The organism is Umezawaea endophytica (genome assembly GCF_025061645.1).
Taxonomy (GTDB): domain Bacteria; phylum Actinomycetota; class Actinomycetes; order Mycobacteriales; family Pseudonocardiaceae; genus Umezawaea; species Umezawaea endophytica.
In genome coordinates, this window is sequence record NZ_JANYMP010000035.1 from 1 (window position 1) to 24,910 (window position 24,910).

General features: G+C 69.7%; 22 protein-coding genes. 8 read left to right on the top strand and 14 right to left on the bottom strand.

All coding sequences use genetic code 11. The features are described 5' to 3' along the window. Positions 1–200 precede the first annotated feature (200 nt). On the bottom strand, positions 201–695 hold the full coding sequence (locus tag NZH93_RS42740) for a protein-tyrosine phosphatase family protein (RefSeq protein WP_259629056.1): 495 nt from the start codon (positions 693–695) through the stop codon (positions 201–203). Between the two features lie 198 nt (positions 696–893). On the opposite strand from NZH93_RS42740, the gene rsmG reads away from it, so the two are divergent. The 3 genes from rsmG (at position 894) to NZH93_RS42755 (ending at position 3,582) form a co-directional block, all read left to right on the top strand. Continuing rightward, on the top strand, positions 894–1,562 hold the full coding sequence (rsmG, locus tag NZH93_RS42745; protein ID WP_259629057.1) for a 16S rRNA (guanine(527)-N(7))-methyltransferase RsmG: 669 nt from the start codon (positions 894–896) through the stop codon (positions 1,560–1,562). Positions 1,563–1,732: 170 nt separating this feature from the next. Further along, positions 1,733–2,605 (top strand): ParA family protein, encoded by an 873-nt coding sequence (locus NZH93_RS42750; protein ID WP_259629058.1) that lies wholly within the window; start codon positions 1,733–1,735, stop codon positions 2,603–2,605. Continuing rightward, entirely contained in the window at positions 2,602–3,582 is a 981-nt protein-coding gene (locus NZH93_RS42755; protein WP_259629059.1) for a ParB/RepB/Spo0J family partition protein, read from the top strand. Before NZH93_RS42750 ends, NZH93_RS42755 begins: the two co-directional genes overlap by 4 nt. Positions 3,583–3,658: 76 nt before the next feature. Here the strand turns inward: NZH93_RS42755 and NZH93_RS42760 are convergent, their stop codons facing one another. Both NZH93_RS42760 and NZH93_RS42765 read right to left on the bottom strand, forming a co-directional pair. Beyond that, entirely contained in the window at positions 3,659–4,606 is a 948-nt protein-coding gene (locus NZH93_RS42760; protein WP_259629060.1) for a D-alanine--D-alanine ligase family protein, read from the bottom strand. 99 nt (positions 4,607–4,705) lie between these two features. After that, complete coding sequence (locus NZH93_RS42765; protein WP_259629061.1) at positions 4,706–6,022, bottom strand: aminotransferase-like domain-containing protein; 1,317 nt, start codon at positions 6,020–6,022, stop codon at positions 4,706–4,708. A gap of 156 nt (positions 6,023–6,178) precedes the next feature. Here NZH93_RS42765 and NZH93_RS42770 point away from each other — a divergent pair, with 156 nt between their 5' ends. Continuing rightward, positions 6,179–6,823: a GNAT family N-acetyltransferase gene (locus tag NZH93_RS42770; RefSeq protein WP_259629062.1), complete on the top strand. Its 645-nt coding sequence runs from the start codon at positions 6,179–6,181 to the stop codon at positions 6,821–6,823. 60 nt (positions 6,824–6,883) lie between these two features. Here NZH93_RS42770 and NZH93_RS42775 read toward each other — a convergent pair whose 3' ends face one another. From NZH93_RS42775 to NZH93_RS42815, 9 genes are all read right to left on the bottom strand, one after another. Continuing rightward, positions 6,884–8,017 carry an N-acetylmuramoyl-L-alanine amidase gene (locus NZH93_RS42775; protein ID WP_259629063.1) on the bottom strand — a complete coding sequence of 378 codons (1,134 nt, stop codon included), beginning with the start codon at positions 8,015–8,017 and terminating at the stop codon, positions 6,884–6,886. Positions 8,018–8,220: 203 nt separating this feature from the next. Then, on the bottom strand, positions 8,221–8,550 hold the full coding sequence (trxA, locus tag NZH93_RS42780) for a thioredoxin (RefSeq protein ID WP_259629064.1): 330 nt from the start codon (positions 8,548–8,550) through the stop codon (positions 8,221–8,223). Positions 8,551–8,596: 46 nt separating this feature from the next. Further along, positions 8,597–9,586: a thioredoxin-disulfide reductase gene (trxB, locus tag NZH93_RS42785; RefSeq protein WP_259629065.1), complete on the bottom strand. Its 990-nt coding sequence runs from the start codon at positions 9,584–9,586 to the stop codon at positions 8,597–8,599. A gap of 128 nt (positions 9,587–9,714) precedes the next feature. After that, entirely contained in the window at positions 9,715–10,479 is a 765-nt protein-coding gene (locus tag NZH93_RS42790) for an RsmA family anti-sigma factor (RefSeq protein ID WP_259629066.1), read from the bottom strand. After that, positions 10,476–11,093 carry an RNA polymerase sigma factor SigM gene (gene sigM, locus NZH93_RS42795; RefSeq protein ID WP_259629067.1) on the bottom strand — a complete coding sequence of 206 codons (618 nt, stop codon included), beginning with the start codon at positions 11,091–11,093 and terminating at the stop codon, positions 10,476–10,478. The genes NZH93_RS42790 and sigM overlap by 4 nt, the downstream gene beginning before the upstream one ends. Before the next feature lie 66 nt (positions 11,094–11,159). After that, positions 11,160–12,707, bottom strand: coding sequence for a protein kinase family protein (locus tag NZH93_RS42800; protein WP_259629068.1), 1,548 nt, complete (start codon positions 12,705–12,707; stop codon positions 11,160–11,162). An 85-nt stretch (positions 12,708–12,792) separates the two neighbouring features. Next, complete coding sequence (murJ, locus tag NZH93_RS42805; RefSeq protein ID WP_259629069.1) at positions 12,793–14,430, bottom strand: murein biosynthesis integral membrane protein MurJ; 1,638 nt, start codon at positions 14,428–14,430, stop codon at positions 12,793–12,795. Then, positions 14,427–16,712 carry a DUF6049 family protein gene (locus NZH93_RS42810; protein ID WP_259629070.1) on the bottom strand — a complete coding sequence of 762 codons (2,286 nt, stop codon included), beginning with the start codon at positions 16,710–16,712 and terminating at the stop codon, positions 14,427–14,429. The genes murJ and NZH93_RS42810 overlap by 4 nt, the downstream gene beginning before the upstream one ends. Next, a complete protein-coding gene (locus NZH93_RS42815; RefSeq protein ID WP_259629071.1) occupies positions 16,709–17,248 on the bottom strand; it encodes an NUDIX hydrolase in 540 nt (179 codons plus the stop codon). Before NZH93_RS42815 ends, NZH93_RS42810 begins: the two co-directional genes overlap by 4 nt. A gap of 128 nt (positions 17,249–17,376) precedes the next feature. On the opposite strand from NZH93_RS42815, the gene NZH93_RS42820 reads away from it, so the two are divergent. Continuing rightward, positions 17,377–18,837, top strand: coding sequence for a CCA tRNA nucleotidyltransferase (locus NZH93_RS42820; RefSeq protein WP_372506991.1), 1,461 nt, complete (start codon positions 17,377–17,379; stop codon positions 18,835–18,837). Between the two features lie 122 nt (positions 18,838–18,959). Continuing rightward, positions 18,960–19,211 carry a LuxR C-terminal-related transcriptional regulator gene (locus NZH93_RS42825; protein ID WP_259629072.1) on the top strand — a complete coding sequence of 84 codons (252 nt, stop codon included), beginning with the start codon at positions 18,960–18,962 and terminating at the stop codon, positions 19,209–19,211. Here NZH93_RS42825 and NZH93_RS42830 read toward each other — a convergent pair. After that, a complete protein-coding gene (locus NZH93_RS42830; RefSeq protein ID WP_372506992.1) occupies positions 19,194–20,477 on the bottom strand; it encodes an MFS transporter in 1,284 nt (427 codons plus the stop codon). The genes NZH93_RS42825 and NZH93_RS42830 overlap by 18 nt on opposite strands. A 378-nt stretch (positions 20,478–20,855) precedes the next feature. Here NZH93_RS42830 and NZH93_RS42835 point away from each other — a divergent pair, with 378 nt between their 5' ends. After that, complete coding sequence (locus NZH93_RS42835) at positions 20,856–21,428, top strand: YqgE/AlgH family protein (protein ID WP_259629073.1); 573 nt, start codon at positions 20,856–20,858, stop codon at positions 21,426–21,428. A gap of 16 nt (positions 21,429–21,444) precedes the next feature. On the opposite strand, the gene NZH93_RS42840 is transcribed toward NZH93_RS42835, so the two are convergent. Then, a complete protein-coding gene (locus tag NZH93_RS42840) occupies positions 21,445–21,849 on the bottom strand; it encodes an SdpI family protein (RefSeq protein WP_259629074.1) in 405 nt (134 codons plus the stop codon). A 260-nt stretch (positions 21,850–22,109) separates the two neighbouring features. On the opposite strand from NZH93_RS42840, the gene leuS reads away from it, so the two are divergent. Then, complete coding sequence (gene leuS / locus NZH93_RS42845) at positions 22,110–24,899, top strand: leucine--tRNA ligase (protein WP_259629075.1); 2,790 nt, start codon at positions 22,110–22,112, stop codon at positions 24,897–24,899. Positions 24,900–24,910 lie beyond the last annotated feature (11 nt).

Consider the following 24,910-nt stretch of genomic DNA (forward strand, 5'->3'; position numbering starts at 1 on the left):
GCACCGGCAGAAGCAGCGATCGATGTGCTGCGTGGGATGGCGAGTGAAGCGGTGGGTTGGGTGAGTTGCTGGAGGAGTCGGGTGGTGGAGCGTGGGCGGTTTGGGTGGCGGTGAGTCCAGCGGCGAGGTTGGGCGGGGCGGAGGTGTGGGAGGTGGGCGCTTGCGTTTCACGTGAAACGTGGGCGGCCTGCGTCGTGGTGTTAGTCGTGTTTCACGTGAAACGGGTCTACCCATGCTCGTTGCTCGTTCGTCTCCGGAACGGTGACTCCGCGGGCGTCGGTGATCAGTTGCCACGCGGTGGTCGGGGCGACGCCGTCCATGACCAACAGGCTGGCGGCCAGTAGCGAGGAGCGGCCGATGCCTGCCCAGCAGTGGACGACCACGTGCGCTCCCCCGTGCAGTCTGTCCAAGAGGTGCGTGAGTGTTGGGGTGATCTCGTCGCGGTTGGGGATGCCGAAGTCGCCGATGGGGATCGCGTGGAACTCCAGGCCGGCTTCGGTTGCCGTGGTCGCTTCAGCGGTGAGGTGGAGATCCTGTTGCTCCCTCTCCGTCAGGGCGGAGACGAGGATGTCGGTTCCGCGTGCCCTGAGAGACGTCAGATCGGCCGTCAGTGCGGCGCCTCCGGAGGGGCGGGGCATGGTGCTGAGGTGGCCTGGGAAGTTGTGGTGGATTGGGTAGGTTGTTGGCTTCTGCATGATTTCCCCCTCGTTTCACGTGAAACACGACCGATCTTGTCCCCCGGCTTGGCGTGTCGGTGGGTTCATCCGTCATCATGGACGGCGGCAGTTTTCGCGGAATCCGCGACGCCCTACCTACTTGCCCATCCACCCGGTCGCCCTCGTGTGCCGCGTGGTTTCACGTGAAACGTCACGGATGGAGACATGGTCGGAGATATGGAAGACCGCGCGAAGCGAGTCTTCGGCGACCACCTTGACCGCGCGATCTCGTTCGCTCAACTGCTCGCCGACCACGGGGTCGAGCGCGGGTTGATCGGGCCTCGCGAAGTTGAGCGCCTGTGGGACCGTCATCTGCTGAACTCCGCCGTGATCGCGGAGCTACTTCCTCAAAATTGTCGGGTGGTGGACGTAGGCTCTGGCGCAGGCCTGCCGGGCATCCCCCTGGCGATTGCCCGACCGGATCTGAACCTGACCCTGCTGGAGCCGATGGCCCGTCGGGTGGCTTGGCTGGACGAGGTCGTGGAGACGTTGGGGTTGTCGTCGGTGACGGTGGTCCGCGGTCGAGCTGAGGAGGCCTCCGTGCGTGAGCAGTTGTCCGACGTGGACGTCGTGACGGCGCGCGCGGTGGCTCCGCTGGAGCGGTTGGCGCGCTGGTGCCTGCCCCTCCTCAAGCCCGGCGGTCAGCTCGTCGCTCTCAAGGGTGAGAGCGCGTTGGAGGAGATGGAGCGCGACGCCGAGGCGGTGCGCCGTGCCGGAGGTTCCCGGCAGCGCGTCGTGTCGTGCGGCGCGGATGTACTCGAAGTGCCGACCACTGTGGTGCTCGTCGAACGTTCCGAGCTGAGTGGTCGTCGTGACGGAGCACGTCGACGAAGGAAGGATCGGTGAGCGTGTATCCGGATCCGGTACCCCGACCCGGCAAGTCAGCTCTACAGCCGCTGTTCCAGACGGCTGATGTTCCACGTGAAACCGAGCACCCGACCGCTTCCGACGGCGCTGTCGGAGCAGGCAATCGCCCCCCGAACAACTCGCACACCGGAACGGCAGGAGACAGCGCCGTGTGGACACCGATCGCCGAAGAGGCCGCCCGCGCAACCCGCGTGCTGCACCCCGACAACCTCAAACTCCCCCGTCCCACACGTCGCCGCATCCTCACCGTCGCCAACCAGAAGGGCGGCGTCGGCAAGACGACCAGCACGGTCAACCTCGCCGCGGGTCTGGCCATCGCCGGGCTGAAGGTGCTCGTGATCGACCTCGACCCGCAGGGCAACGCGAGCACCGCGCTGGCCATCGAGCACCGGTCCGGCACCCCCTCCGTGTACGAGGTGCTGATCGGTGAGATCTCGGTCGCCGAGGCCGCTCAGGTCAGCAACCAGTCCCCCAACCTCTACTGCGTGCCCGCGACGATCGACCTCGCGGGTGCCGAGATCGAACTCGTCTCGATGGTGGCGCGCGAGTCGCGGCTCAAGGAGGCGCTCAGCTCCGAGGCGCTGGCGGAGATCGACCCGGACTACGTCTTCATCGACTGCCCGCCGTCGCTCGGCCTGCTGACCGTCAACGCGATGGTCGCCGCGCAGGAGGTGCTGATCCCGATCCAGTGCGAGTACTACGCGCTGGAGGGTCTCGGGCAGTTGCTCCGGAACATCGAGCTCGTCCAGGCGCACCTGAACCCGACGCTGAACGTGTCCACGATCCTGCTCACCATGTACGACGGCCGGACCAAGCTGGCCGACCAGGTGACCAGCGAGGTGCGCGGCCACTTCGGCGACACAGTCCTCCGCACGGTGATCCCGCGCAGCGTGAAGGTCTCCGAGGCACCGGGATTCGCTCAAACGGTGCTGACCTACGATCCGGGCTCACGGGGCGCGATGAGCTACCTGGACGCAGCACGCGAGATCGCCGAGTTCGGCGCGAGGATGGGGTTGGCATGACGGAGCAGCGCAAGGGTGGACTCGGGCGAGGGCTCGCCGCCTTGATCCCGAGTGGCCCGCCACCGGGGTCGGGCCCGGTTCGCCCGCCGACCACGAACGGCAACGGCTCCGCCCCTGCGCGCACCGAGACCGTCGAGTTCAGCGGGGAGGTGGCGGGCGCGGTGTACCGGGAACTCCCGGTCAACGCGATCCGCACCAACCCGAAGCAGCCGCGGCACGTCTTCGACGAGGCGGCGCTCAACGAGCTCGAGCACTCGATCCGCGAGTTCGGCCTCATGCAGCCGATCGTGGTGCGCGAGCTGGGGAACGACACCTACGAACTGGTCATGGGTGAACGCCGGTGGCGGGCGACCCAACAGGCCGGGTTGAAGACGATCCCGGCGATCGTGCGGCACACGCACGACGACGTGATGCTGCGCGACGCGCTCCTGGAGAACATCCACCGGGTGCAGTTGAACCCGCTCGAAGAGGCGGCGGCGTACCAGCAGTTGCTCCAGGAGTTCGGCGTCACGCACGAGGAGCTGGCCGACAAGATCGGTCGCAGCCGCCCGGTCGTGACGAACACGATCCGGTTGCTGAAGCTCCCCCTCCCCGTTCAGCGGAGGGTCGCGGCGGGTGTCCTGTCGGCGGGTCACGCGCGCGCGTTGCTCAGCCTGGACGACCCCGGTGCGCAGGAGGACCTGGCGACGAAGATCGTCGCGGAGGGCATGTCGGTCCGGGCGACCGAGGAGGCGGTGACGCTCGCGAAGAGCGCCGAGCCCGCCAAGGCGAAGGTGGTCCGCAAGAAGGCGATCCACGCGCCGGGGCTCCAAGACCTCGCCGAGCGGCTCTCGGACAACTTCGACACGCGCGTGAAAGTCGAACTCGGGCAGCGAAAAGGTCGAATCGTCGTCGAATTCGGGTCAGTTGACGATCTTGAGCGGATCATCCAACTGATGGCGCCAGAAGCGACAAATCGGACATCGTTGGAGGCCTAGGGTATCCCACCAGGCTTCTTTGTCACGGTGACGATAGCCCTCCGTATCTGAATAGACACGGAGGGCTATCGAATGTTTAACGTGAAACAGCGCGCTCGATGAGGCCGGCGTAGATCGACCCGAGCGATCCCCCGGCCGCTTCGACGGCCATCGGGAGCAACGAGGTCTCGGTGAGACCGGGCGACACGTTCACTTCGAGGAACTGGACCGTCCCGTCGGGCGCCACGATCGCGTCCATCCGCGACACGTCCCGCAGACCGAGCAGCCGGTGCGCGGCGACGGCCAACTCCCCCACCGACTTCGCCACGGCGTCGTCGAACCGCGCGGGCGCGTGGAAGTCGGTGAGCCCGGCGGTGTACCGGGACGTGTAGTCGTAGATGCCGCCGCTCACCGGAACGATCTCCACGGCGGGCAGCGCGTACGGGCCGTCCGGTCCGTCGATCACCACGACGGCGACCTCGACCCCGTCGACGTACCGCTCGGCCAACACGGTCTCCCCGTACGCCAGGCACCCGACCATCGCGGTCGGCAGCTCCGACGCGTCCCGGACGACCTGAGCGCCCAGCGCGGACCCGCCCTGGTCGGGCTTCAGCACCAGCGGCAGGCCGAGGCTCTCGACCATCGAGTCCAGCACCGGCTGCGCGCCGAGTTCGCGGAACGTCGCGTGCGGCAGCACGACCCAGTCCGGCGTCGCCAGCCCCGCCCGCGCCAGCTCGGCCTTCGCGATCGGCTTGTCCCACGCCCGCCTGCACGCCCGCGAGTCCGTGCCGACGTACGGCACGCCGGACATCTCCAGGATCGTCTGCACCGACCCGTTCTCGCCCTCGCCCCCGTGCAGGGCGACGACGACGGCGTCCGGGCGGTGGTCCTTCAACCGGCCCAGCAGATCGCGGTCGGTGTCCCACTCCTCCACGGTCAGGCCGACCGAGCGCAGCGCGGCCGACAACCGGCGACCGGACCGCAGCGACACCTCGCGCTCGTGCGACAGGCCTCCGGCGAGGACCGCTACCCAGCGTTCCGACACGACACATCTCCCCAACATCGGTGGTGAAGCGGAGGGGCCACCCGCCTACCGTCCACGATGGACGACAAGCGGATGGCCCCGGTGCAAGGTCCTGGTGGTCTAGGCGGTGTCCGGCGACGGGTTCTGCGGACCGGGCAGCTCGCGACTGGTCGTCGGCCCGAACGTGCGGTGGAGCTGGGCCTCGTCCTCCAGGACGTTCGCCAGCCTCCGGACCCCCTCGCGGATGCGCTCCGGCGTCGGGTAGCAGTACGAGATCCGGAGCTGCCTGCTGCCGAGCTTGTCCGCGTAGAAACCGGTGCCCGACGCGTACGCCACCCGCTGGGTGATCGCGCGCGGCAGCATCGCCTTGGTGTCGATGCCCTCCGGCACCGTCATCCACACGTAGAACCCGCCGTCCGGCCGGTTCCACGAGCAGCCGGCGGGCATGTGCTGCTCCATCGCCGAGATCGCCGCGTCCCGGCGCTCCCGGTAGGCCTCGCGGTAGATCTTGATCTGGCCCTTCCAGTCGTGCGTCGACAGGTAGCGCGACACGATCATCTGGTTGAGCGTCGGCGGGCACAGCGTGGCCGACTCGGCCGCCAGGACCAGCTTCTCGCGCACGGCGTGCGGCGCGAGCACCCAGCCGACCCGCAGGCCGGGGGCGAACGTCTTGGAGAACGACCCGAGGTACACGACGTTGTCCGGGTCCGTCGACCGCAGCGCCGGGTACGTCTGGCCGTCGAAGCCGAGCAGCCCGTACGGGTTGTCCTCGACGACGAGGACGCCCGCCTGGCGGCAGATCTCCAGTACCTCGGCGCGGCGGGCGATGGACAGCGTCACGCCCGCGGGGTTGTGGAAGTTCGGGATCGTGTACAGGAACTTGACCCGGCGGCCCGCCCTCTCGACGGCGGCCAGCGCTTCGCGCAGCGCCTGCGGGACCAGGCCGTCCGAGTCCATGGCCACGTGCACGACCTGCGCCTGGTAGGCGGCGAACGAGCCGAGCGCGCCCACGTACGACGGGCCCTCGGCCAGCACGACGTCACCGGGGTCGACGAAGATCCGGGTGACCATGTCCAGCCCCATCTGGGAGCCGACGGTCACGACGACGTCGTCCGGGTGGCCGTGGATGCCTTCGAGGGCCATCACCTCGCAGATCTGCTCGCGCAGGTCCGGGATCCCGTGCGCCGAGGCGTACTGGAGGGCGGCCAGGCCGTCGGTGGCGATCATCTCGCCGATCTCGGTGGCGAGGCCGTCCAGCGGCAGCGCCGCGAGGTGGGGCATCCCACCCGCGAGGGACACCACCTCGGGGCGGCTCGCCACGGAGAAGAGTGCCCGGATCTCCGATGCCGTCATCCCCGCGGTGCGCGCCGCGTAGCGCCGCAGGTGGGGGTCGAGGCTTCGGTTGCCCTGCTTGGCGGGCTGTCCGGGAGTGGTCACGGTGGACTCCTGCACTCGCGCTTGGAGTGATGATTTACCGACAGGTATGTACCGGGCGAGTGTAACCGTCGTCCCGTTAGTGGCATCTGCCTTCCGGCAGCCGTCACATCCGCCTATCCTCGTGAGGGTTCTTCGATTCGGGTTTTGGAGGTCAAGGTGTCGCGACGCGTTGTAGGCGTCACCTTGGACAACCTCGAACACCTCTCGAAGCACAGCCGCACGTGCGTGTTCTGGGAGCTGGCCCCGCACCTGAAGGCGCAGGCCGAGGAGTACGGCGACACGGAGTTCGAGAAGGAGGCCTGGGTCTCCAGCGTCCTGCTCGAATGGGGTTCGTGCGGCCGGATCATCTACTGCGACGGCATCCCGGCCGGGTCGGCGTTCTACGCCCCGCCCGCCGCCGTGCCCCGCTCACTCGCGTTCCCCACGTCCCCGGTCAGCGCCGACGCCGTGCTGATGACGTCGCTGGAGGTGCTGCCGGAGTTCCGCGGCGGCGGCCTCGGCCGGGTCCTGGTGCAGTCTGTCGCCAAGGACCTGACCAAGCGCGGCGTGAAGGCCATCGAAGCCTTCGGCGACAACCAGCCGAACGAGGACGAGCCCGGCTGCGTCACCCCGGCCGACTTCCTGCTCCAGGTGGGCTTCAAGACCGTCCGCCCGCACCACCGCTGGCCCCGCCTCAGGCTTGAGCTGCGGACCGCGCTGGGCTGGAAGGAAGACGTCGAGGCGGCGCTGGAGCGGCTGCTGAACACCGTCACGGTGTCCACGGCCGAACCGAGCTTCCGCCCCGCCTCCGCGAAGATCTAGCACCCCCCGTTCACGACGAAGGCCCTCCGCCGGAAGCGGAGGGCCTTCGTCACGGGTGTGTCAGAACTTCGAGAGCTCGCGCTTCATCAGGTCGTCCATGGTGAACGTGCCGGTGGGCTGGTCGTCCTTGCCCAACAGGTACAGGCGCTTCACGGCGACCAGGATGCCCTCGGCGACGACGTCGCGGAACGCCGGATCGGCCAGCCTGCGGCGGTCCTGCTCGTTGGTCAGGTAGCCGACCTCGACGCGGACGGCCGTGCACCTGGTCATCCTGAGCACGTCCCACGACTTCGGGTGGGTGCCGCAGTCCGGCATGCCCGTCCTGGCCGTGATCTCGCGCTGGATGAACCCCGCGAGGGCCTCACCGACCGTGGAACTGGTGCCGTTGCCGGTGCCGTAGTGGAAGCTCGCGACACCGGACGCCTTCGGCGACGAGTTCCCGTCGGTGTGCAGCGACAGGATGAGGTCCGCGCCCGCCTCGTTGGCGAACTTGGCCCTCGCGGCCTCGTCCGGGCAGTTGCCGGGGCCGCGCGTGAGCAGGGCCTCCATGCCGGTCGCGGCCATCTTGCCCTCGAGCCTGCGGGCCAGGTCCAGCATCAGCCTGGCCTCGTTGAGGTGCTCGACGACCACACCGAGGTCCTCGCCACCGTGGCCGGGATCGATGATGATGCGCTTGCCGGACAGCCTCGGGCCCGCGTTGCGGACGCGCTCCTGCTCGCGCAGGAACACCGGGCGACCGCCCCGCACCTTCGGCTGCAACTGGCGGAGCGCGCGAACCGTGTTCGGGCCGCACATGCCGTCGATGGCCAAGCCGTAGTCGCGTTGGAAGCTGCGCAGCGCCTGCTCGGTCTGCTGACCGAACTCGCCGTTGGCGCGACCAGCGTCGTAGCCCATCTCCAGCAACCGCTCCTGGAGGGCGAACACGTCGTCACCGGTCACGGGCTGGGCGATCAGGTAGGCCAGCGGCCGGTCACCGAGGCGGAAGGTGGCATCGCGCAGCGCGCGGTACGTGGCCGGGCCGACGATGCCATCGGTGATGAGGCCCCGCTGCTGCTGGAAGGCACGCACGGCGTGCTCGACGGAGAGGTCGAACACCGACGATGCCTGCGGATCCGACAGAAGACCGATCTTGGTCAGTGTGGACCTGATGTCGGCAACGTCCGGCCCGACATCCCCGCGGCGGAGTAGCAGCATGCACCCCTCGCTCGACTAGGGCGCCGACCGGGGCCGGCGCTGACGTGAAGCCCCTATTGTGCCTTGCCGTTCCAGCAGCTCCACGCAGGGCTACTGCGTGTGGCCGCGCGGCCACGTAGCAGCACCGGGGCTCCTCCGAACGGACGTGGCTCGTCCGTCTTATCGGATGACGGACGAGCCACGTTATGCGTTGCCGCGGTGAATCAGGAAAGAACCTCGGAGAGGTCGTTCAGCAGCGCGGCCTTGGGCTTCGCGCCGACGATCTGCTTCACCGGGCGGCCGCCCTGGAAGAGGATCAGCGTGGGCACCGACATGATCTGGTAGTCACGGGCGATGCCGGGGTTGGCGTCGATGTCCAGCTTCGCGATGGTGATCTTGTCCGAGTGCTCGGCCGCGATCTCCTCCAGCACCGGCTGAACCATCTTGCACGGACCGCACCAGGTCGCCCAGAAGTCGACCAGGACCGGCTTCTCGCTGGTCAGGACGTCGTCGGCGAAGCTCTTGTCGGTCACGACCACTGTGGCGCCAGCCATGTAACTACTCCCTAACTCGGGTCGAACCTCGACCGTGGATTGATGATCAGCTCGTGGTGACGGCGCCGTAGCCGCCGCCGACCGCTTCGGACGCCACGGCCGCGTGCTCCTCGCCGTGCTCGGCGAGCCAGCGCTCGGCGTCGATCGCGGCGGCGCACCCGGAGCCCGACGCCGTGATGGCCTGGCGGTACGTGTGGTCGACGAGGTCGCCCGCGGCGAACACGCCGTCCAGCTTCGTGTAGGTGGACGGAGCCTTGACCTGCACGTAGCCCGCGTCGTCCACGTCGACCTGGCCGCGGACCAGCGCGCTGCGCGGGTCGTGGCCGATCGCCATGAAGACACCCGTGAAGGGCAGCTCCGAAGTCTCACCGGTGACCGTGGAGGCCACCTTGACGCCGCTGACGGTGCCCTCGCCCAGCACTTCGAGGACCTCGGTGTTCAGCAGCCACTTGATCTTCTCGTTGGCGCGGGCGCGCTCCAGCATGATCTTCGAGGCGCGGAACTCCTCGCGCCGGTGGATGATCGTCACGGACTTGGCGAACTTCGTCAGGAAGGTCGCCTCCTCCATGGCCGAGTCGCCGCCGCCGACGACCGCGATGTCGTGGTCGCGGAAGAAGAAGCCGTCGCAGGTCGCGCACGCCGACACACCGCGCCCGAGCAGCTCCTGCTCGCCCGGCACGTTGAGGTAGCGGGCAGCCGCGCCCATCGCCAGCACGACGGCCTTCGCCGCGTACCGGACGCCGTTCGCGGTCACGTACTTCACGTCACCGGTGAGCTCGAGGGCCTCGGCGTCCTCGGAGCGCAGCTCGGCGCCGAAGCGCTTCGCCTGCTCCCGCATCTGCTCCATGAGCTCCGGGCCCATGATCCCGTCGCGGAAACCGGGGTAGTTCTCGACCTCGGTCGTCGTCATCAGGGCACCGCCGTACTGGCTGCCCTCGAACACGAGCGGTTCGAGTTGAGCCCGTGCCGCGTACACCGCGGCGGTGTACCCGGCGGGCCCGGATCCCACGATGATCAGGTTCCGAACGTCCGACACCCTCGACCTCCGATACGTCGCGACGGGCCGGGAATGAGTCCCGGCCGCGCCTCAGCTACAACGCGATCGTAGGCGTCCGGAATTCCGCGCCCACCTGGTGAGGTTCGCTACGTCCGGCACGGGTGGTGCTACGGCGCCATCACGGTGTTGGCCAGCACCCCGCTCGGGTTGTCCGGGCCGCACGTGCTCGGGTCGAGCACGACGATCCGGTACGAGCCGATCCGACCCCCGCCCAGGATCGCCATCACGGCGGGCTTGGCGTCGAGTTGGATCGGGCTCACGCCGAGCGGCTTCGAGGCCGGGATGTTCCCGCCCTTGAGGCACCCGTCGAGCGTGTCCTGGTTGTCCAGCGGACCGTAGTTCTGCGCCTTCAACACGTCGCCGAACACCGGACCGAAGTTCTCGCCGGTGACGATCAGGTCCGGCCTCGCGTCGGCCGGGGCGGACGCGTTCGGCTTGCTCGGCTGGGTGAACGTCGACGCGGCGTTCTCGGTGTTGTTCGTGACGTTGGGGATCACGACCGCGAACACCCCGACGGCCGCCGCGGCGGCCACGAGCGCGCTCGCACCCCACCCCAGGCGCCGGTTCTTCCGCTGCCGGGCGCTGTTGAGGCTGACCACCGGTGCGGGCACACCGCGGGCCTCGGCCGCCAGCGCCAGGTCGATCCGCTCCGCGACGTCGCGCGGCATCGGGATCGGCGGCAGCGACGACAGGTCGGCCAGGGTGGCGTCCAGCGCCTCCAGGACCGCACGCGCCTCCGGGTCGGCTTCGACGCGCGGACGGAGCAGAGCCTCCGTTTCGGTGTCGAGCACACCGGCGTGCAGGTCGGCCAGCAGATCCACGGACCACGGCGGATCGATCGGCGTCCCCTGACGCCTCTCACTGCCGCTCATCGTGCCTCCCGCTGACGTTGCTGTTGCACATTCACACCGTCAACTGGGACGTTCGCATCTGCACTTCGGTTCCGGAGGTGCCCTAGGCTTTTTGCCAGCTTGGCCCGCCCGCGCGCGCACCTGCTCTTCACGGTGCCTTCCGCGATCCCCAGCATCTGGGCCGTTTCCGCCACCGAGTAGCCCTCGACGTCGACCAGGACGATCGGCGCGCGCTGCTCCTCGGGCAGCTCGGCCAACGCGGCCGCGACGACGAGCTTGGTCTCCCGCTCGGCCATCTGGTCGCGCGGCGCCACGGGCTCGCCGGGGCCTGCCTCTGGTAACGGCACGGTCGGCTTCGTTTGTCGGCGTCTCATCCGGTCGAGGCAGGCGTTGACCACGATCCGGTGAAGCCACGTGGTCACCTGCGACTCGGCCCGGAACGAACCCGCCGCCCGGAACGCCGAGATGAACGCCTCCTGGAGCGCGTCCGCGGCTTCTTCCGGGTCGCGCAGGGTGCGCAGGGCGACCGCCCACAGCCGATCTCGGTGCCGTCGCACGATTTCGGGGAATGCGTGCGGGTCACCCGCGGCGTGCGCCGAGATGAGGTCTGCGTCCGAGCTGGCTGCGGCCGTCACCCGAAGAGGGTATCCAGGTGGGGGTTGCACCTTGCCAGGGTGTTCCTACTCATTTGCTTAACGGGTTCACTGCGCGCGGGTGTACACCAGTTCGCCGATCTCCGTTTGGTTGTCCTTGCCGCTGCCCGCGAGCTTGGTGATCCACAGCAGAACGTGGGCGCCTGGCTCGTACTCGTTGAGCTGGATCTGCGTCTGCCCGGCCGACAGGGTGGCCGTGGCGATCACCTTGGTCTCCTCCAGCGGCGCGTCCTCGGAGGCGGCGATGCGGATCTCCACGAGGGTGCCCGCGCTCTTCGACGTGACGGTGACCGACGCCAGCTTGACCGGCTCGGCGAACGACGCCATCAGGCCGATGCCCGGTTTGAGCGTGGGGAACGGCTGGAAGTAGTTGTCGGTGTTCCACGCGGTGTCGACGTTGTTGTCGACGGCCCGGTTGGCGCGGTTGGCGTTGTCCGGGTTGTTCGTGACGTCGTAGACGCCGACGGAACCCGGCTGGATCGGGCCCGCGGGGACGGGGGCGGTGGGGGTGGCGCTCTGGCCGGGTGACGCGGACTGGCCGATGACGACGGTGGGGCCGCCCTTGCCCGTGTCCTCGTCGCTGAAGAAGCTGACGATCTGCACGCCGAGCCAGGCGATCACCGCGAGCGTGGCGACGGCCAGCACCGCGACGGCGATCAGCAGCTTCCGCTTGTGGCTGCGGCCGCCGAGGGGCTTCTGGGTGGTCCACACCGCCCGGTCGCCGTCGTCCTCGTCGTCGCTGATGGGCTCGATCAGCGCGGTCTGCGCCTCTTCCTCGGCGATCTGGTCCAGGACCTGGAGGATCGCGGCGCTCGTGCGGATGCCGCCGACGCTGGTGTCCTCCAGGCTGCGGACCGCGACGGACGACAGCTCGTGCGGCACGTACGGCTGCAACGCGCGGGGCGCGACGACGGCGCCGTCCGGGCCGGTGGGGGCGACGGGAACGCCCGCGGGGCCGCCCGGCAGCGCCCAGCGGCCGGTGAGCAGCAGGTACAGGATCGCGCCGAGGCCCTTGACGTCGTCGCGCGCGATGGCCTCCGGACGGGCGCCGGGGAACGCGAGCCGCAGCCTGCCGTCCGGGGTGACGCGGATGCGCTGCGGGTGGTCCGCGCCCAGCACGAGACCGGCGTGGTGCGCGCCCTCGATGGCCGCGCCGAGCGGTTCGAGGAGCCTCGTCGCGGCGCCCGCGGGCAGCGGGCCCTCCGTGATGAGGTCCATCAGATCCGTGCCCTGGGTCCACTCGGCGACGACGACGCCGAGCACGCCCTCGTCCATGCGGAGGCCGCTGCCGGGCGTCAGCACGTCGATCACCCTGGACACGCCGGGGTGGGTGAAGCTCGACGCGTGCATGGCGCGCTCGGTGGTCCGCCGGGCCCTGCCCGCGGCCTGGAGGTCGCCGAGGTCGCCGGTCAGGATCGTCAGCGCGACGTCCCGGTTGAGCTGGCCGTCCCGCGCGCGCCACAGGTGCGCGGCGCCCCGATCGTCGACCCCGGACTGCGCGAGCAGCCGGTAACGGCCGTCTCCGATCACCCCGCCGGCTACCAGCGAGGTGTTGTTGGCACCGGGGTTGTTCCCCAGCCTCGGCCCGCTACTCACGCGACCTTCCCCTGTCCGATCCCCCCAAGGCGAATTCCCTCAAGTCTCGTGACCGAGGGTACGGGACCGAGCTATCCCCCTGTGGTCACCGGCGCCGCACCAGACGGATGATCTTGTCGACCGCGGGCTTCATCTCGGGTACCCGAAAAACGGCGAGCAAACCAAAACTGAGCGGCAATCCGATCACGGTCTGCACGATGATCTCCACCCACGCGGTGGGAATCGGCGCTTCGAACCCGAGCAGCTTCACCAGGAGCATCGACACGCCCATCGCGACCGCGCACCCGATCGCGGAGGCGACCACGGTCAGGCACACCGTCCACAGGGTGAAACCGGTGCGCAGCCTGCCGAGCCGGATCCGCAGCCACACCTGGCCGATGATCGAGCCGACGACGAAGCTCAGCGACATCGCGATGGACACGCCGACCGCGAGCTTCTCCGGCGGGGAGATCGCCAGGAACGCGTACAGCAGGCCGATCCGGACCGCCACGATGATCGCCTGGATCACCGCGGGCGTCCGGGCGTCCTTCATCGCGTAGAAGACCCGGAGCTGGAGGATCGTGATCGCGTAGGGCACGAGGCCGAACGCGGACAGCGCCAGCGCCATGCCGATCCGGGTGCCACCCGCGAGACCGGACGCGCCGAGCGAGAACACGCCGATGCCGATCGACAGGCCCGCGACGGTCAGCATCGCGCTGAACGGCATCAGCATGATCGACGACATCCGGTTGCCGAACGACAGGTCGCCGACCAGGCCGTCGATGTCCTTCGCGGCCGCGGCCCGGCTCATCTTCGGCATCAGCGCGGTGAGCAGCGAGACGCCCAGCACGCCGTACGGCATCTGCGAGACGAGCCACTGGTAGTTGTAGGCGACCAGCGCGCCCTCGCCGTTGAGCGCGACCCTCGTCAGCACGAAGATGCTGACCAGGCCGAGCCCGACGTAGAGCAGCACCCAGAAGCTGAGCGCGCCGAAGTCCGCGAGCCGCTTGTCCCAGCCCCAGCGCCACTTGAACTTGAAGCCGGTGCGCTTCATCGCGGGCACCATGATCAACGCCTGGAGCACGACGCCGAGCATCGTGCCCAGTCCGAGCACCAGCAGCTTCGGGCTGCCCATCTCGACCGGGTTCAGCGAGATCTCGCCGGGCAGCACCGAGTAGACGCCCAGCGTGACGATCACGACCAGGTTGTTCAGCACGGGCGCCCACGTCGGCAGGCCGAACACGTTCTTGGTGTTCAGGATCGCGCCGATCAGCGCCGACATGCCGTAGAAGATGATGCCCGGCAGCACCAGGTACGCGAACGCCGTCACCAGCGCGGGGTTCGCGTCTTCGGAGCCGCTGGTGAGCGCGGACGTCAGCAGCGGCGCGCACGCCACCGCGACGAGCGTGCCGACGCCCAGCAGGACGGTCGACATCGTGACCAACCACTGCGCGTACGACTCGCCGTGGTCCGCGTCCTCCTTCTCGGCGCGGACCAGCAGCGGGATCGCGACGCTGGTCAGCACACCGCCGAGCAGCAGTTCGTTGATCATCGTGGGCAGCGTGGTCGCCGCCTGGTACGAGTCGTTCAGCACGTCCGAGCCGATGATCCCGATGAGCATCAGCTTGGACAGCAGTCCGGACACCCGGCTGACGATCGTGGCGATCGCCATCGACCCGCTCGCCTTCGCGACCGACGGGCCGCTCGACACCGGTTCGATGACCACGGTTGCTGTCTCGCTCAACTCGTACTCGACTTCTCTGGTGTGACGCTGCTGGCGTCTTCGGGGACCTCGACCTTGGCGCGCGACGCCCTGACCCGCCGGTAGATCCTCCGGGCGGACAGGAGCACCAGCGCGGCCGCGGCCGTGGCGGTGATGACAATGGTGATGGTTCCGTAGGCGGAAGACGAGACCTCGAGCCTCACGGAATCACCCAGAGCGATACCCGTGGGCGTCGTGAGCTGGACGTTCACGCTGAACCGGCCGGACCGCAGCACCTCGACGGGCACCCGCACCAGCAGGTCGCCGCGCGCGGGCAGGATGAGCTGGGACAACTGGTTCGCCTTGATGCCGGGTTTGTCGTCGACCACGATCCGGACCGAGATCCGCACGTCCAGCCGGTTCTTGATGGTCACCGGGATCGGGCTGTCGCCGGAGCCGAGCAGGATCGGGCTGTTCGGCTCGACCACCGTCACCTGGCCCTGGAGCTGGGCGATCCCCTCCTCGCCGATCGCGATGGCCCTCCGCGCGGCGGCCTCGTTGCCGCGCCACGCCGAGGACGCGCCGCGCAGGAGGTCCAGCCGCAGCGGGTCGACCAGGTCGGCGGGCTTGGAGGACGTGGTGTCCTCCTGGACCATCGACTCGAACATCGCCTGGAGCGTCGCCCACGACGCGCCGACGGCGGCGGTCACGGTGGGCGGCACCTCGCGCCCGCCCGCCTCCACGGGGTACTGGAGCGTCCCGACGACCTCGGGGGCCGCCGTCTCCGACACCAGCGCGTCGAGCCCGACCGGTGCCAGGAACCCGCCGCTGACCAGGGTCCGCACGGTCTCCAGGAACACCTGCATCTCGCCGACCGGCGCGTTCCACCTGCGGGGCGGCGCGATGACCACGTTCTGGCCCGCTCCCTGGAAGCCCGCCCGGAACGCGAGCGCGGCCAGCGCGTTCTGCACCGACACGGGCTTCGTCTCGCTCGGGGTGCTCACGCCGGTCAGACCGCCGGAGCCGTCCGACCCGCCGCGCAGCGCGTCCGACACCATGGAGTCGATGCGCACGGCCGTCACGGGGGTCCCGCCTGCGGATTCCAGCCGCACGGGCTGGGTGCCGGGCGCGTTCGCCACACCGGACTGGTCGAGCACGACCGACCGCACGCCCTGGGCGGTGAGGTCGGTCAACGTCTGCTGGTCCAGCACGCCGTCCTCGGGCCACACCACGCCCGGCAACGCCTGCACGGAGGTGAGGACCTGCTGGACGACCGCCGCGCCCTTCACGGCGAGCGCCTCCAGGTCCACCAGCTTCGCGCGGGCCAGCGCGCCGAGGTCGGCGTCCGCGTACGGCACCGCCAGCACGCAGCGGCCCGCGGTCATCCTGCGGATCTGGTCGAGCCAGAGCTTGGCCTCGCTCTTGCCCTTGCCCTCGCCGACGCCCTGGACCTGGTAGCCCTCGCTCATGGCCGCCACGGTGCGCAGCAGGTCCGGGTCGACCGCCATGCACACGGACGACGCGAGACCGCTGGTCACGGCGAAGTCGTACGCCTTGAGGAGGCTGTGCAGCCTGCCGCCGAGCGCGAGCGACCCGGCCAGGTCGTCGTCGGTGAGGACGGACTGGCCCGCCGGACCGGTCGAGACCAGCCGGGGCCGGTCGACCAGCGGCCACAGCACGGTGACGTTCGCGGGGTTCGGCGGCGCGGACAGGCCCTCGCCGCCGGGCACGGACATCACCGGCAGCAGCGTGCTCAACGCGGCCAGCCGCGCCCGGCCGCCGTAGTCCGGCTTGCCGTTCACGTTGGCCAGGATCGGGTAGATGCCGGGCTGGGTGATCTCCAGCGACGTCGGGCCGTCACCGGTCAGCGGCACCGTCAGGTCGAACGACTGCGTCTGGCCGGGGTCGAGCGACTCGCTGATCGGCGTGAAGTTCGGTTGCACCAGCTCCGCCGGAACGGGTTCGCGCAACGCGGCCCGCACCTCGTCCTCGGTGGTCAGCGGCTTGCCGCGCTCCAACCGGAGGTCGATCTCGGTGATCTTGCGGTCGGTGCTGACGTTCGTGATCTTGCCGGTGACCCGCACGGAGTTCGGCATCCCGGCCGTGATCGCGCGCGGTATGAGCTGTTCGACCTCCATGCGAAGCCACACCGGCGACGAGGAGCCGGGCTGCGACAACTGTCGCGTCGCCCACACCTGGGTCGCCGGAGCGGGCTTGACCGGCAGTCGGCCACCGTCGGTCGGCACGGCCGTCGCGGGGGCCGCCATGGCACCCGACAGGACGACCAGACCGGCCGCCGCCAGCGCGGACAGCAGTCTTTTCACGCCGACTCCACCCCGTCCGGGTTCAACAGACCCGACGGAGGGGTTGGTTCGGCGAGCAGTTCGGCGGCTCGACGGACCAGACGGCGCTCATCCGCGTAGGCGAGCCTGCCGTCCAATTCGCCAAGGGGCACCCACGCCACCTCGGTGACCTCCACGTCCTCATCGGAAAGCTCTCCGCCCAACGCTTCGAGAAGGAAGTGGTGAACGGTCTTGTGAACTCGACGGTCCTCGGCGACGAACCAGTAGTCGATCGCTCCGAGCGGCCGCAACACCCTGCTATGAATACCGGTCTCCTCGGCGACTTCTCGCACCGCGGTCTGCTCAGCGGTCTCACCAGCCTCGATGTGCCCCTTGGGCAGCGACCAGAGCAGGCGGCCCCGCCGGTCCAACCGACCGATCACCGCAGCATTCCGGTGGTCGGCGTCCAGCACCAGACCACCAGCCGAGGTTTCGTCGACGGTTTTGAGCCTGCGGCCCCGGCGTCTGTTCCGGCGCCCCGGCTTGGTACCGCCGGAACGACCGGACGACGGGGGCATGGTGCCGATGGTAGTGGCGAGTCCACGTCACGGGACGTTGCCCGGTGAACGCGGTGCGTGATCGACACAGTACGGGGGTGATCAACGCCGTGATCGACGGGTCGGGGGTACCTATACCCTGGCTCCTCGTGCCCCGACCGCTCGCGAACGACAACACTCCCGTCACCCAGGACAATGCGGTGGTGGAACTCCCGCACGTGTCCCCGGTGGTCGACGAACTCGCCGCCCGGTTCGCCGCGGCGGGCCACCGGCTGTACCTGGTCGGGGGAAGCGTCCGGGACGCCGTGCTCGGCAGGCCGACCAACGACCTCGACTTCACCACCGACGCCCGCCCGCCGCAGGTGCAGGCGCTGCTGAAGGGGTGGGCCGACGCGATCTGGGACACCGGGATCGCCTTCGGCACCCTCGGCGCGACCAAGCACGGGGACACGGTGGAGATCACCACGTTCCGCGCCGACAGCTACGACGGCGTGACCCGCAACCCGTCGGTCACCTTCGGCGACACGATCGAGGGCGACCTCGTCCGGCGGGACTTCACCGTGAACGCGATGGCGTACGAGGTGGGCTCGCGGACGTTCGTCGACCCGACCGGTGGGCTGGCCGCGGCGGCGGCGAAGGTGCTCGACACCCCGGCCCCGCCGGAGGAGTCGTTCGGCGACGACCCGCTGCGGATGCTGCGCGCCGCCCGGTTCGTGTCGCAGCTCGGCTTCGAGCCCGCGCCACGCGTCGTCGAGGCGATGACCGCGATGGCGGGGCAACTCGCTCGGATCACACCCGAACGGGTACAGGTCGAGCTGTCGAAGCTGCTCTGCGGGAAGCACCCCCGGCTCGGTCTGGAGCTGATGGTGCGGACCGGGCTGGCCGACCTGGTCGTGCCGGAGCTGACCGCGATGAAGCTGGAGATCGACGAGCACCACCAGCACAAGGACGTCTACGAGCACTCGCTGGTCGTGCTGGAGCAGGCGATCGACCTGGAGGACGAGGACCTCTCCCCCGACTTGGTGCTGCGCCTGGCCGCGCTGCTGCACGACATCGGCAAGCCGGACACGCGGCGGTTCGAGGACGGCGGCGGCGTCTCGTTCCACCACCACGAGGTGGTCGGCGCGAAGATGGTGCGCAAGCGCTTGCGGGCGTTGCGGTACTCGAAGGAGATCACCGAGGACGTCGCCCAGCTCGTCTACCTGCACCTCCGGTTCCACGGCTACGGCAAGGGCGAGTGGACGGACTCGGCGGTGCGCCGGTACGTGACCGACGCCGAGCACCTGCTGACCCGGCTGCACAAGCTGGTCAGGGCAGACTGCACGACCCGCAACAAGCGCAAGGCCGGCACGTTGCAGAGGACCTACGACGAGCTGGAGGCCCGGATCGCCCGCATCGCGGCGGACGAGGACCTCAAGCGCGTCCGACCCGACCTCGACGGCAACGAGATCATGCGGCTCCTCGGCCTCCCGCCCGGTCCGCTGGTCGGCAAGGCGTGGAAGTTCCTGAAGGAGCTGAGGCTCGACCGGGGGCCCCTCGACCACGACGAGGCCATCGCCGAGCTGTTCGCGTGGGCGCGTTCCGAGGGCGTGGAGCCCCCCGCGAGCTGACGATCTGTCACCCTTCGTGTCGGCTTGGAATCGCCGCGTTAGCCAAGTGACAGCGAGTTGCGAGACCATAACGGTGTGCGGCGGGGGCAAGGTGCCCATCGCGGCCGCTGGGGGTGGTGTCGATGAACACGTGGGGACTGAGCGGAACGCCGACCGGCCAGGTCGGTGCGCTCAACGACCAGCAGCGGGCGGTGCTCCGGTGCCTGGCGCGCGGGCTGGCCGACCACGAGATCGCTCGGGTGCTGGCGATCAGCCAGGAGCAGGTGGCCGCCGAGGTCGCGGAGATCCTGCGCGTCCTCGTCCTGCGGGACCGGATGGCCGCCGTGGTGTTCGCCCACGAGACCGGCATCATCCGACTACCCCTGCCCCGGTGACCGCCTCAGCAGGAGCAGGTAACCGCCGAGCCCGACCAGGTAGAGGGCGGTGGCGACGATGATCAGGCCGGGTGAGCGGCCGTCGAACGGGACGACGGCCGCGGCTGTCGACACGGCCAGGACCTGGGTGACGTTGAACAGCGTGTCGTAGAGCGCGAACACCCGGCCGCGGACCTCGTCGCCGATGTCGCCCTGCACGGCGGAGTCCACGCACAGCTTCACGACCTGCCCCGCGAACGTCAGCAGGAACGACGCGACCAGGATCGTCGGCAGCAGCATCGGCAGCCCGAGCCCGAGCTGGCTCGCGGCGGCCAGCACCAGCGCGGCGGACACGGCGACCTTGCGGCCGAGCAGGTCGACGACCCGGTCCGTGATGAGCCCGGCGAGCAGGATGCCCGCCCCACCGGCCACGGCGACCTTCCCGAGCCCTTCGATGCCCGTTCCGAAGCTGTGGCGCATCAGCAGCAGGGTGAGCAGCAACGACATCCCGAACGCCGCCCGGTGGGCCAGCAGCGCCACCAGGCCTGCCGCGACCTTCGGCGCCCGCCACGCCGCCCGAGCCCCGTCCAGCAGGCCCATCGCCACGGCGGTGGCCGCCCGGTTCGGCTCGACGACCTCGTCCGGCCCCAGCACGCCCGCCTTGAACCGGCTGGCCACGAACGCGGCGACCAACGACCCCACGATGGCGACGCACGTCGTCCGGGCGGACCCGCCGTCACCGTCGCCGAGCACCAGCCGCAACCCGACGGCGGACCCCGCGCCGAGCACCGCGGTCAACGCGCCGAGCGTCGTCGCGAAGGCGTTCGCCTCGACCAGGTGGTCGTCCGGCACCACGTGCGGCAGCGAGGCGGACAGCCCGGAACCGACGAACCGGCTGACCCCGGTGACCATCAGCGCGGCCGCGTACAGCGGCACGTCCGACAGCCCCGCCCCCACCGCCGCGACCGTGAGCAGGATGAACACCGCGCGGGTCAGGTTCGCGACCACCAGCACGCGCCGCCGGTCCCACCGGTCCAGCAGGGCACCGGCGAACGGGCTGACGATCGAGTACGGGAGCAGCAGCACGGCGAACCCGGCGGCGATGGCGGCCGGATCGGCGTGGCGCTCGGGGTTGAACAGCACCGCCCCGGCCAGACCGGCCTGGAACAGGCCGTCACCCCACTGCGAGGCGAGCCGACTGGCCAGGAGCCTGCGGAAATCGCCGGTCGCGAGCAACCGGCGAACACCCAGGTGGTGCTTCGCCGCGGCGCTGCCCACGGTGGTCACGTCGCCACCCTACGTCCAACCGCGATGCCTGATCGGTCTACACCCGACTTGTGCGCGGGCGTGGTGGGCGGGCCACGAACAAGATCGACAAAGCCGTTCGGCCCAGCGCGGGGATGATCACCGCGAAGTCGGGCTCGAACGGGCGCCGGGTACGACGAAGGCCGGGCCTCGCGGCCCGGCCCAGTCGGTCGGATGCCAAGGTCGCCTCTCGGCGTGGTGCACAACCCGGCTCCGGCCGAACCGGTATTCCGTGAAGGCAGTTGAGTGGGCCCGGGGGACTCGAAAGCATCCAACGAGCCCTACAACGACCGAGTGGGCTCAGATGTTCCGCGCGAGGTGTGACACACGTCGCGGGGGTTCGGGTGAAATCATGTGCTGGTGCGCCAAGAAGCGGAAGTCGAACCAGGTTCCCTGCTCGTGGCGGCGCCCACGCTGACGGACTCCAACTTCCAGCGGACCGTCGTCTACCTGATCGACCACCGGAGCGAAGGCACGCTGGGGGTGGTGTTGAACCGGCCGAGCGAGGTGGCGGTGCACGACGTGCTGCCCGCGTGGGGTCCACACGTGACGCGGCCGCAGGCCGTCTACATCGGAGGTCCGGTCGAGCAGAAGACCGCGTTGTGCCTGGCAGCGCTGCGGACCGGGGAGGATCTGGCCACGTTGGAGGGTGTGGTCGGCGTGCGCGGGCCGGTGGCGCTGGTCGACCTGGACGCGGATCCGGACGCGCTGGTGCCGCGGGTGCGCGGCATGCGGGTGTTCGCCGGCTACGCGGGCTGGGGGTCGCGCCAGCTCGCGGGTGAGATCGACCGCGGGGACTGGATCGTCGTGCCCGGACTGCCGGACGACGTGCTCACGCCGTCCGGCGTGGACCTGTGGGGCCGGGTGCTCCGCCGCCAAGGGATGCCGACGGCCCTGCTCGCGACCTACCCGGTGGACGTCCACCGGAACTGATGTTTCACATGAAACATCAGGCCTTCGAGAACGGGCTGCACCCACCGCCGCCGCACGCGCACCCGCCGCAGCCCTTGGGCGCTTCCGGCGCGGGCATGGCCTCGGCGGCGCGGTGGCCGAGCACGCCGGCGGCGAGGGTGATGGCGACCGCGCCCACGATGCCGACGATGCCGACGGTCAGGGCGGCGGCCGGGTTGACGAAGGCCGCGGTGCCCGCGCCGACGGCGACGAGCGCGGCGACGAGGTTCGGCAGGCCCGCCACGCGGTTGGCGAGCTGGAACGCCTCGTCGTCGCGCATCGCCGGAGCGGTGCGGACGCCGACGTAGCGGTTGCGCGGCAGCTTGCCGGTCAACCCGAGGTAGCCGATCAGCGCGAGGAAGACGCCGACCAGGCCGAGCACTGCTGGCAGCACGATGTTCACGCCATCGAGGGTAGGTGTGTCCCCCGGCCGGTGTCGCACGAGCCCCGCCTTGGAGTCGCCTGGATCACCTCGACGGCGGATACCCTTTTCGCTCCACGCAGTCAACCGGGTACCGTAAGAGCATGAGCAAGGCCTGCCTGCTCCTTATCTAGCCGCGCTGACCGACATGACTGGTCGGCGCGGCAACCCCTCATGCCCCGTTCTGGGCTGGGGGGTTTCGTCGTGTCAGGGGCGGGAAATCGATGGAGAGGGATCGTTCGATGAGCACGGACGCGGCCGCGGAAACCCCGGCCTTCCGCTACACGGCCGAGCTGGCTGGTCGGATCGAGAAGCGCTGGCAGCGGTACTGGGAGGACCACGGCACGTTCCACGCGCCGAACCCGGTCGGTCCCCTGTCCACCGGTGAGCCGGTGCCCGCGGACAAGCTGTTCGTGCAGGACATGTTCCCGTACCCGTCGGGCGCGGGGCTGCACGTCGGCCACCCGCTGGGCTTCATCGGCACGGACGTGTTCGCCCGGTACCACCGGATGAACGGCCGCAACGTGCTGCACACGATGGGCTTCGACGCGTTCGGGCTGCCCGCCGAGCAGTACGCGGTGCAGACGGGCCAGCACCCGCGCAAGACCACCGAGGACAACATGGCCACCTACCTGCGGCAGATCCGCAGGCTGGGGCTGGGCCACGACGAGCGCCGCCGGATCTCGACGATCGACGTCGAGTACTACCGGTGGACGCAGTGGATCTTCCTGCAGATCTTCAACTCCTGGTACGACGTCGACGCGGGCCGGGCGCGGCCGATCGCCGAGCTGGAGGGCCAGTTCGCCGACGGGACGCGGCCGACGCCGGACGGGACGCCGTGGGCCGAGCTGTCCGCCGCCCAGCGGCGCGTCGTGCTGAACGACCACCGGCTGGTGTACCTGTCCGAGGCGCCGGTGAACTGGTGCCCCGGCCTGGGAACGGTGCTGGCCAACGAGGAGGTCACCGCCGACGGCCGCAGCGACCGCGGCAACTTCCCGGTGTTCCGCCGCAGCCTGCGCCAGTGGATGATGCGGATCACCGCGTACTCCGACCGGCTGATCGACGACCTGGACCGGCTGGACTGGCCGGAGAAGGTCAAGGCCATGCAGCGCAACTGGATCGGGCGCAGCAACGGCGCCCGCGTGCGCTTCCCGGTCGGTGCCGACGAGATCGAGGTCTTCACGACCCGGCCGGACACGCTGTTCGGCGCGACGTACATGGTGCTGGCGCCCGAGCACCCGCTGGTGGACTCGATCGCGACCGCCGAGCAGGCCGACGCCATCGCCGAGTACCGGCGGGTCGCGTCGCTGAAGTCCGAACTGGACCGCCAGGAGAACAAGGACAAGACCGGTGTCTTCACCGGGGCGTTCGCGACGAACCCGGTCAACGACAACGAGATCCCGGTGTACATCGCGGACTACGTGCTGATGGGCTACGGCACCGGCGCGATCATGGCGGTGCCCGGCCAGGACCAGCGCGACTGGGACTTCGCGACCGCGTACGACCTGCCGATCATCCGGACCGTGCAGCCGTCCGAGGGCTTCGAGGGCGACGCGTTCACCGGTGACGGCCCCGCGATCAACAGCGGTTTCCTGGACGGGCTGGCCATCCAGGAGGCCAAGAGCACGATGATCGCCTGGCTGGAGGAGAACGACCACGGCCAGGGCACCGTGCAGTACAAGCTGCGCGACTGGCTGTTCTCCCGCCAGCGGTACTGGGGCGAGCCGTTCCCGATCGTGTACGACGAGGACGGTCAGCCGATCGCGCTGCCGGAGTCGATGCTGCCGGTCGAACTGCCCGACGTGGACGACTACTCGCCGCGCACCTTCGACCCGGACGACGCGAACACCGAGCCGTCACCGCCGCTGTCGCGCGCGACCGGCTGGACCGAGGTCGAGCTGGACCTGGGTGACGGCCCCAAGAAGTACCGCCGCGACTTCAACGTGATGCCCCAGTGGGCCGGGTCGTGCTGGTACCAGATGCGGTACGTCGACCCGACGGAGTCGGAGCGATTCGTCAACGCCGAGAACGAGCGGTACTGGCTGGGCCCGCGCACCGCGGAGCACGGGGCGGCCGACCCCGGCGGCGTCGACCTGTACATCGGCGGCGTCGAGCACGCGGTGCTGCACCTGCTGTACTCCCGCTTCTGGCAGAAGGTGCTGTTCGACCTGGGCCAGGTGTCCGGCGACGAGCCGTACCGCAAGCTGTTCAACCAGGGCTACGTGCAGGCGTACGCGTACCTGGACGCGCGCGAGGTGTACGTGCCCGCCGACGAGGTCGTGGAGGAGAACGGGAAGTTCTTCTACAACGGCGAAGAGGTCAAGCGCGAGTACGGCAAGATGGGCAAGAGCCTGAAGAACGTCGTCACGCCGGACGAGATGTGCGAGAACTACGGCGCGGACACGTTCCGCATGTACGAGATGTCGATGGGCCCGATGGACGTGTCCCGCCCGTGGGCGACCAAGGACGTCGTCGGCGCGCAGCGGTTCCTGCAGCGGCTGTGGCGCAACCTGGTGGACGAGAACACCGGTGAGCTGCGGGTCGTCGAGGACGCCCCGCCGGTGGACTCGCTGCGGGCGCTGCACAAGGCCGTCGCGGGCGTGCACGACGACTTCGTGAACCTGCGCTACAACACGGCGGGCGCGAAGCTGATCGAGCTGAACAACCACGTCACCAAGACGTTCAGCGCGACCGGCACGCCGAGGGTGCTGGCCGAGGCGATGGTGCAGATGCTGGCGCCGCTGAGCCCGCACATCGCCGAGGAGCTGTGGTCGAAGCTGGGCCACGGCGAGTCGCTGGCGCACGGGCCGTTCCCGAAGGCGGACGAGCAGTACCTGGTCGAGGACTCGGTGGAGTACCCGATCCAGGTCAACGGCAAGGTGCGGGCCCGGATCACGGTCGCCGCGACCGCGGGTCAGGACGAGGTCAAGGCCGTCGCGCTGGCCGACGAGAAGATCGTCGAGCTGGTCGCGGGCGGTACGCCGCGCAAGGTGATCGTCGTGCCCGGCCGTCTGGTGAACATCGTCCTGTAGGACGGGTGGCG

Excerpts from the sequence above, each read along its gene's own strand:
- NZH93_RS42740 (WP_259629056.1), bottom strand. The coding sequence starts at position 695 with ATGCAGAAGCCAACAACCTACCCAATCCACCACAACTTCCCAGGCCAC.
- rsmG (WP_259629057.1), top strand. The coding sequence starts at position 894 with ATGGAAGACCGCGCGAAGCGAGTCTTCGGCGACCACCTTGACCGCGCG.
- NZH93_RS42755 (WP_259629059.1), top strand. The coding sequence starts at position 2,602 with ATGACGGAGCAGCGCAAGGGTGGACTCGGGCGAGGGCTCGCCGCCTTG.
- NZH93_RS42775 (WP_259629063.1), bottom strand. The coding sequence starts at position 8,017 with ATGCTGCTACTCCGCCGCGGGGATGTCGGGCCGGACGTTGCCGACATC.
- trxA (WP_259629064.1), bottom strand. The coding sequence starts at position 8,550 with ATGGCTGGCGCCACAGTGGTCGTGACCGACAAGAGCTTCGCCGACGAC.
- NZH93_RS42790 (WP_259629066.1), bottom strand. The coding sequence starts at position 10,479 with ATGAGCGGCAGTGAGAGGCGTCAGGGGACGCCGATCGATCCGCCGTGG.
- NZH93_RS42815 (WP_259629071.1), bottom strand. The coding sequence starts at position 17,248 with ATGCCCCCGTCGTCCGGTCGTTCCGGCGGTACCAAGCCGGGGCGCCGG.
- NZH93_RS42825 (WP_259629072.1), top strand. The coding sequence starts at position 18,960 with ATGAACACGTGGGGACTGAGCGGAACGCCGACCGGCCAGGTCGGTGCG.
- leuS (WP_259629075.1), top strand. The coding sequence starts at position 22,110 with ATGAGCACGGACGCGGCCGCGGAAACCCCGGCCTTCCGCTACACGGCC.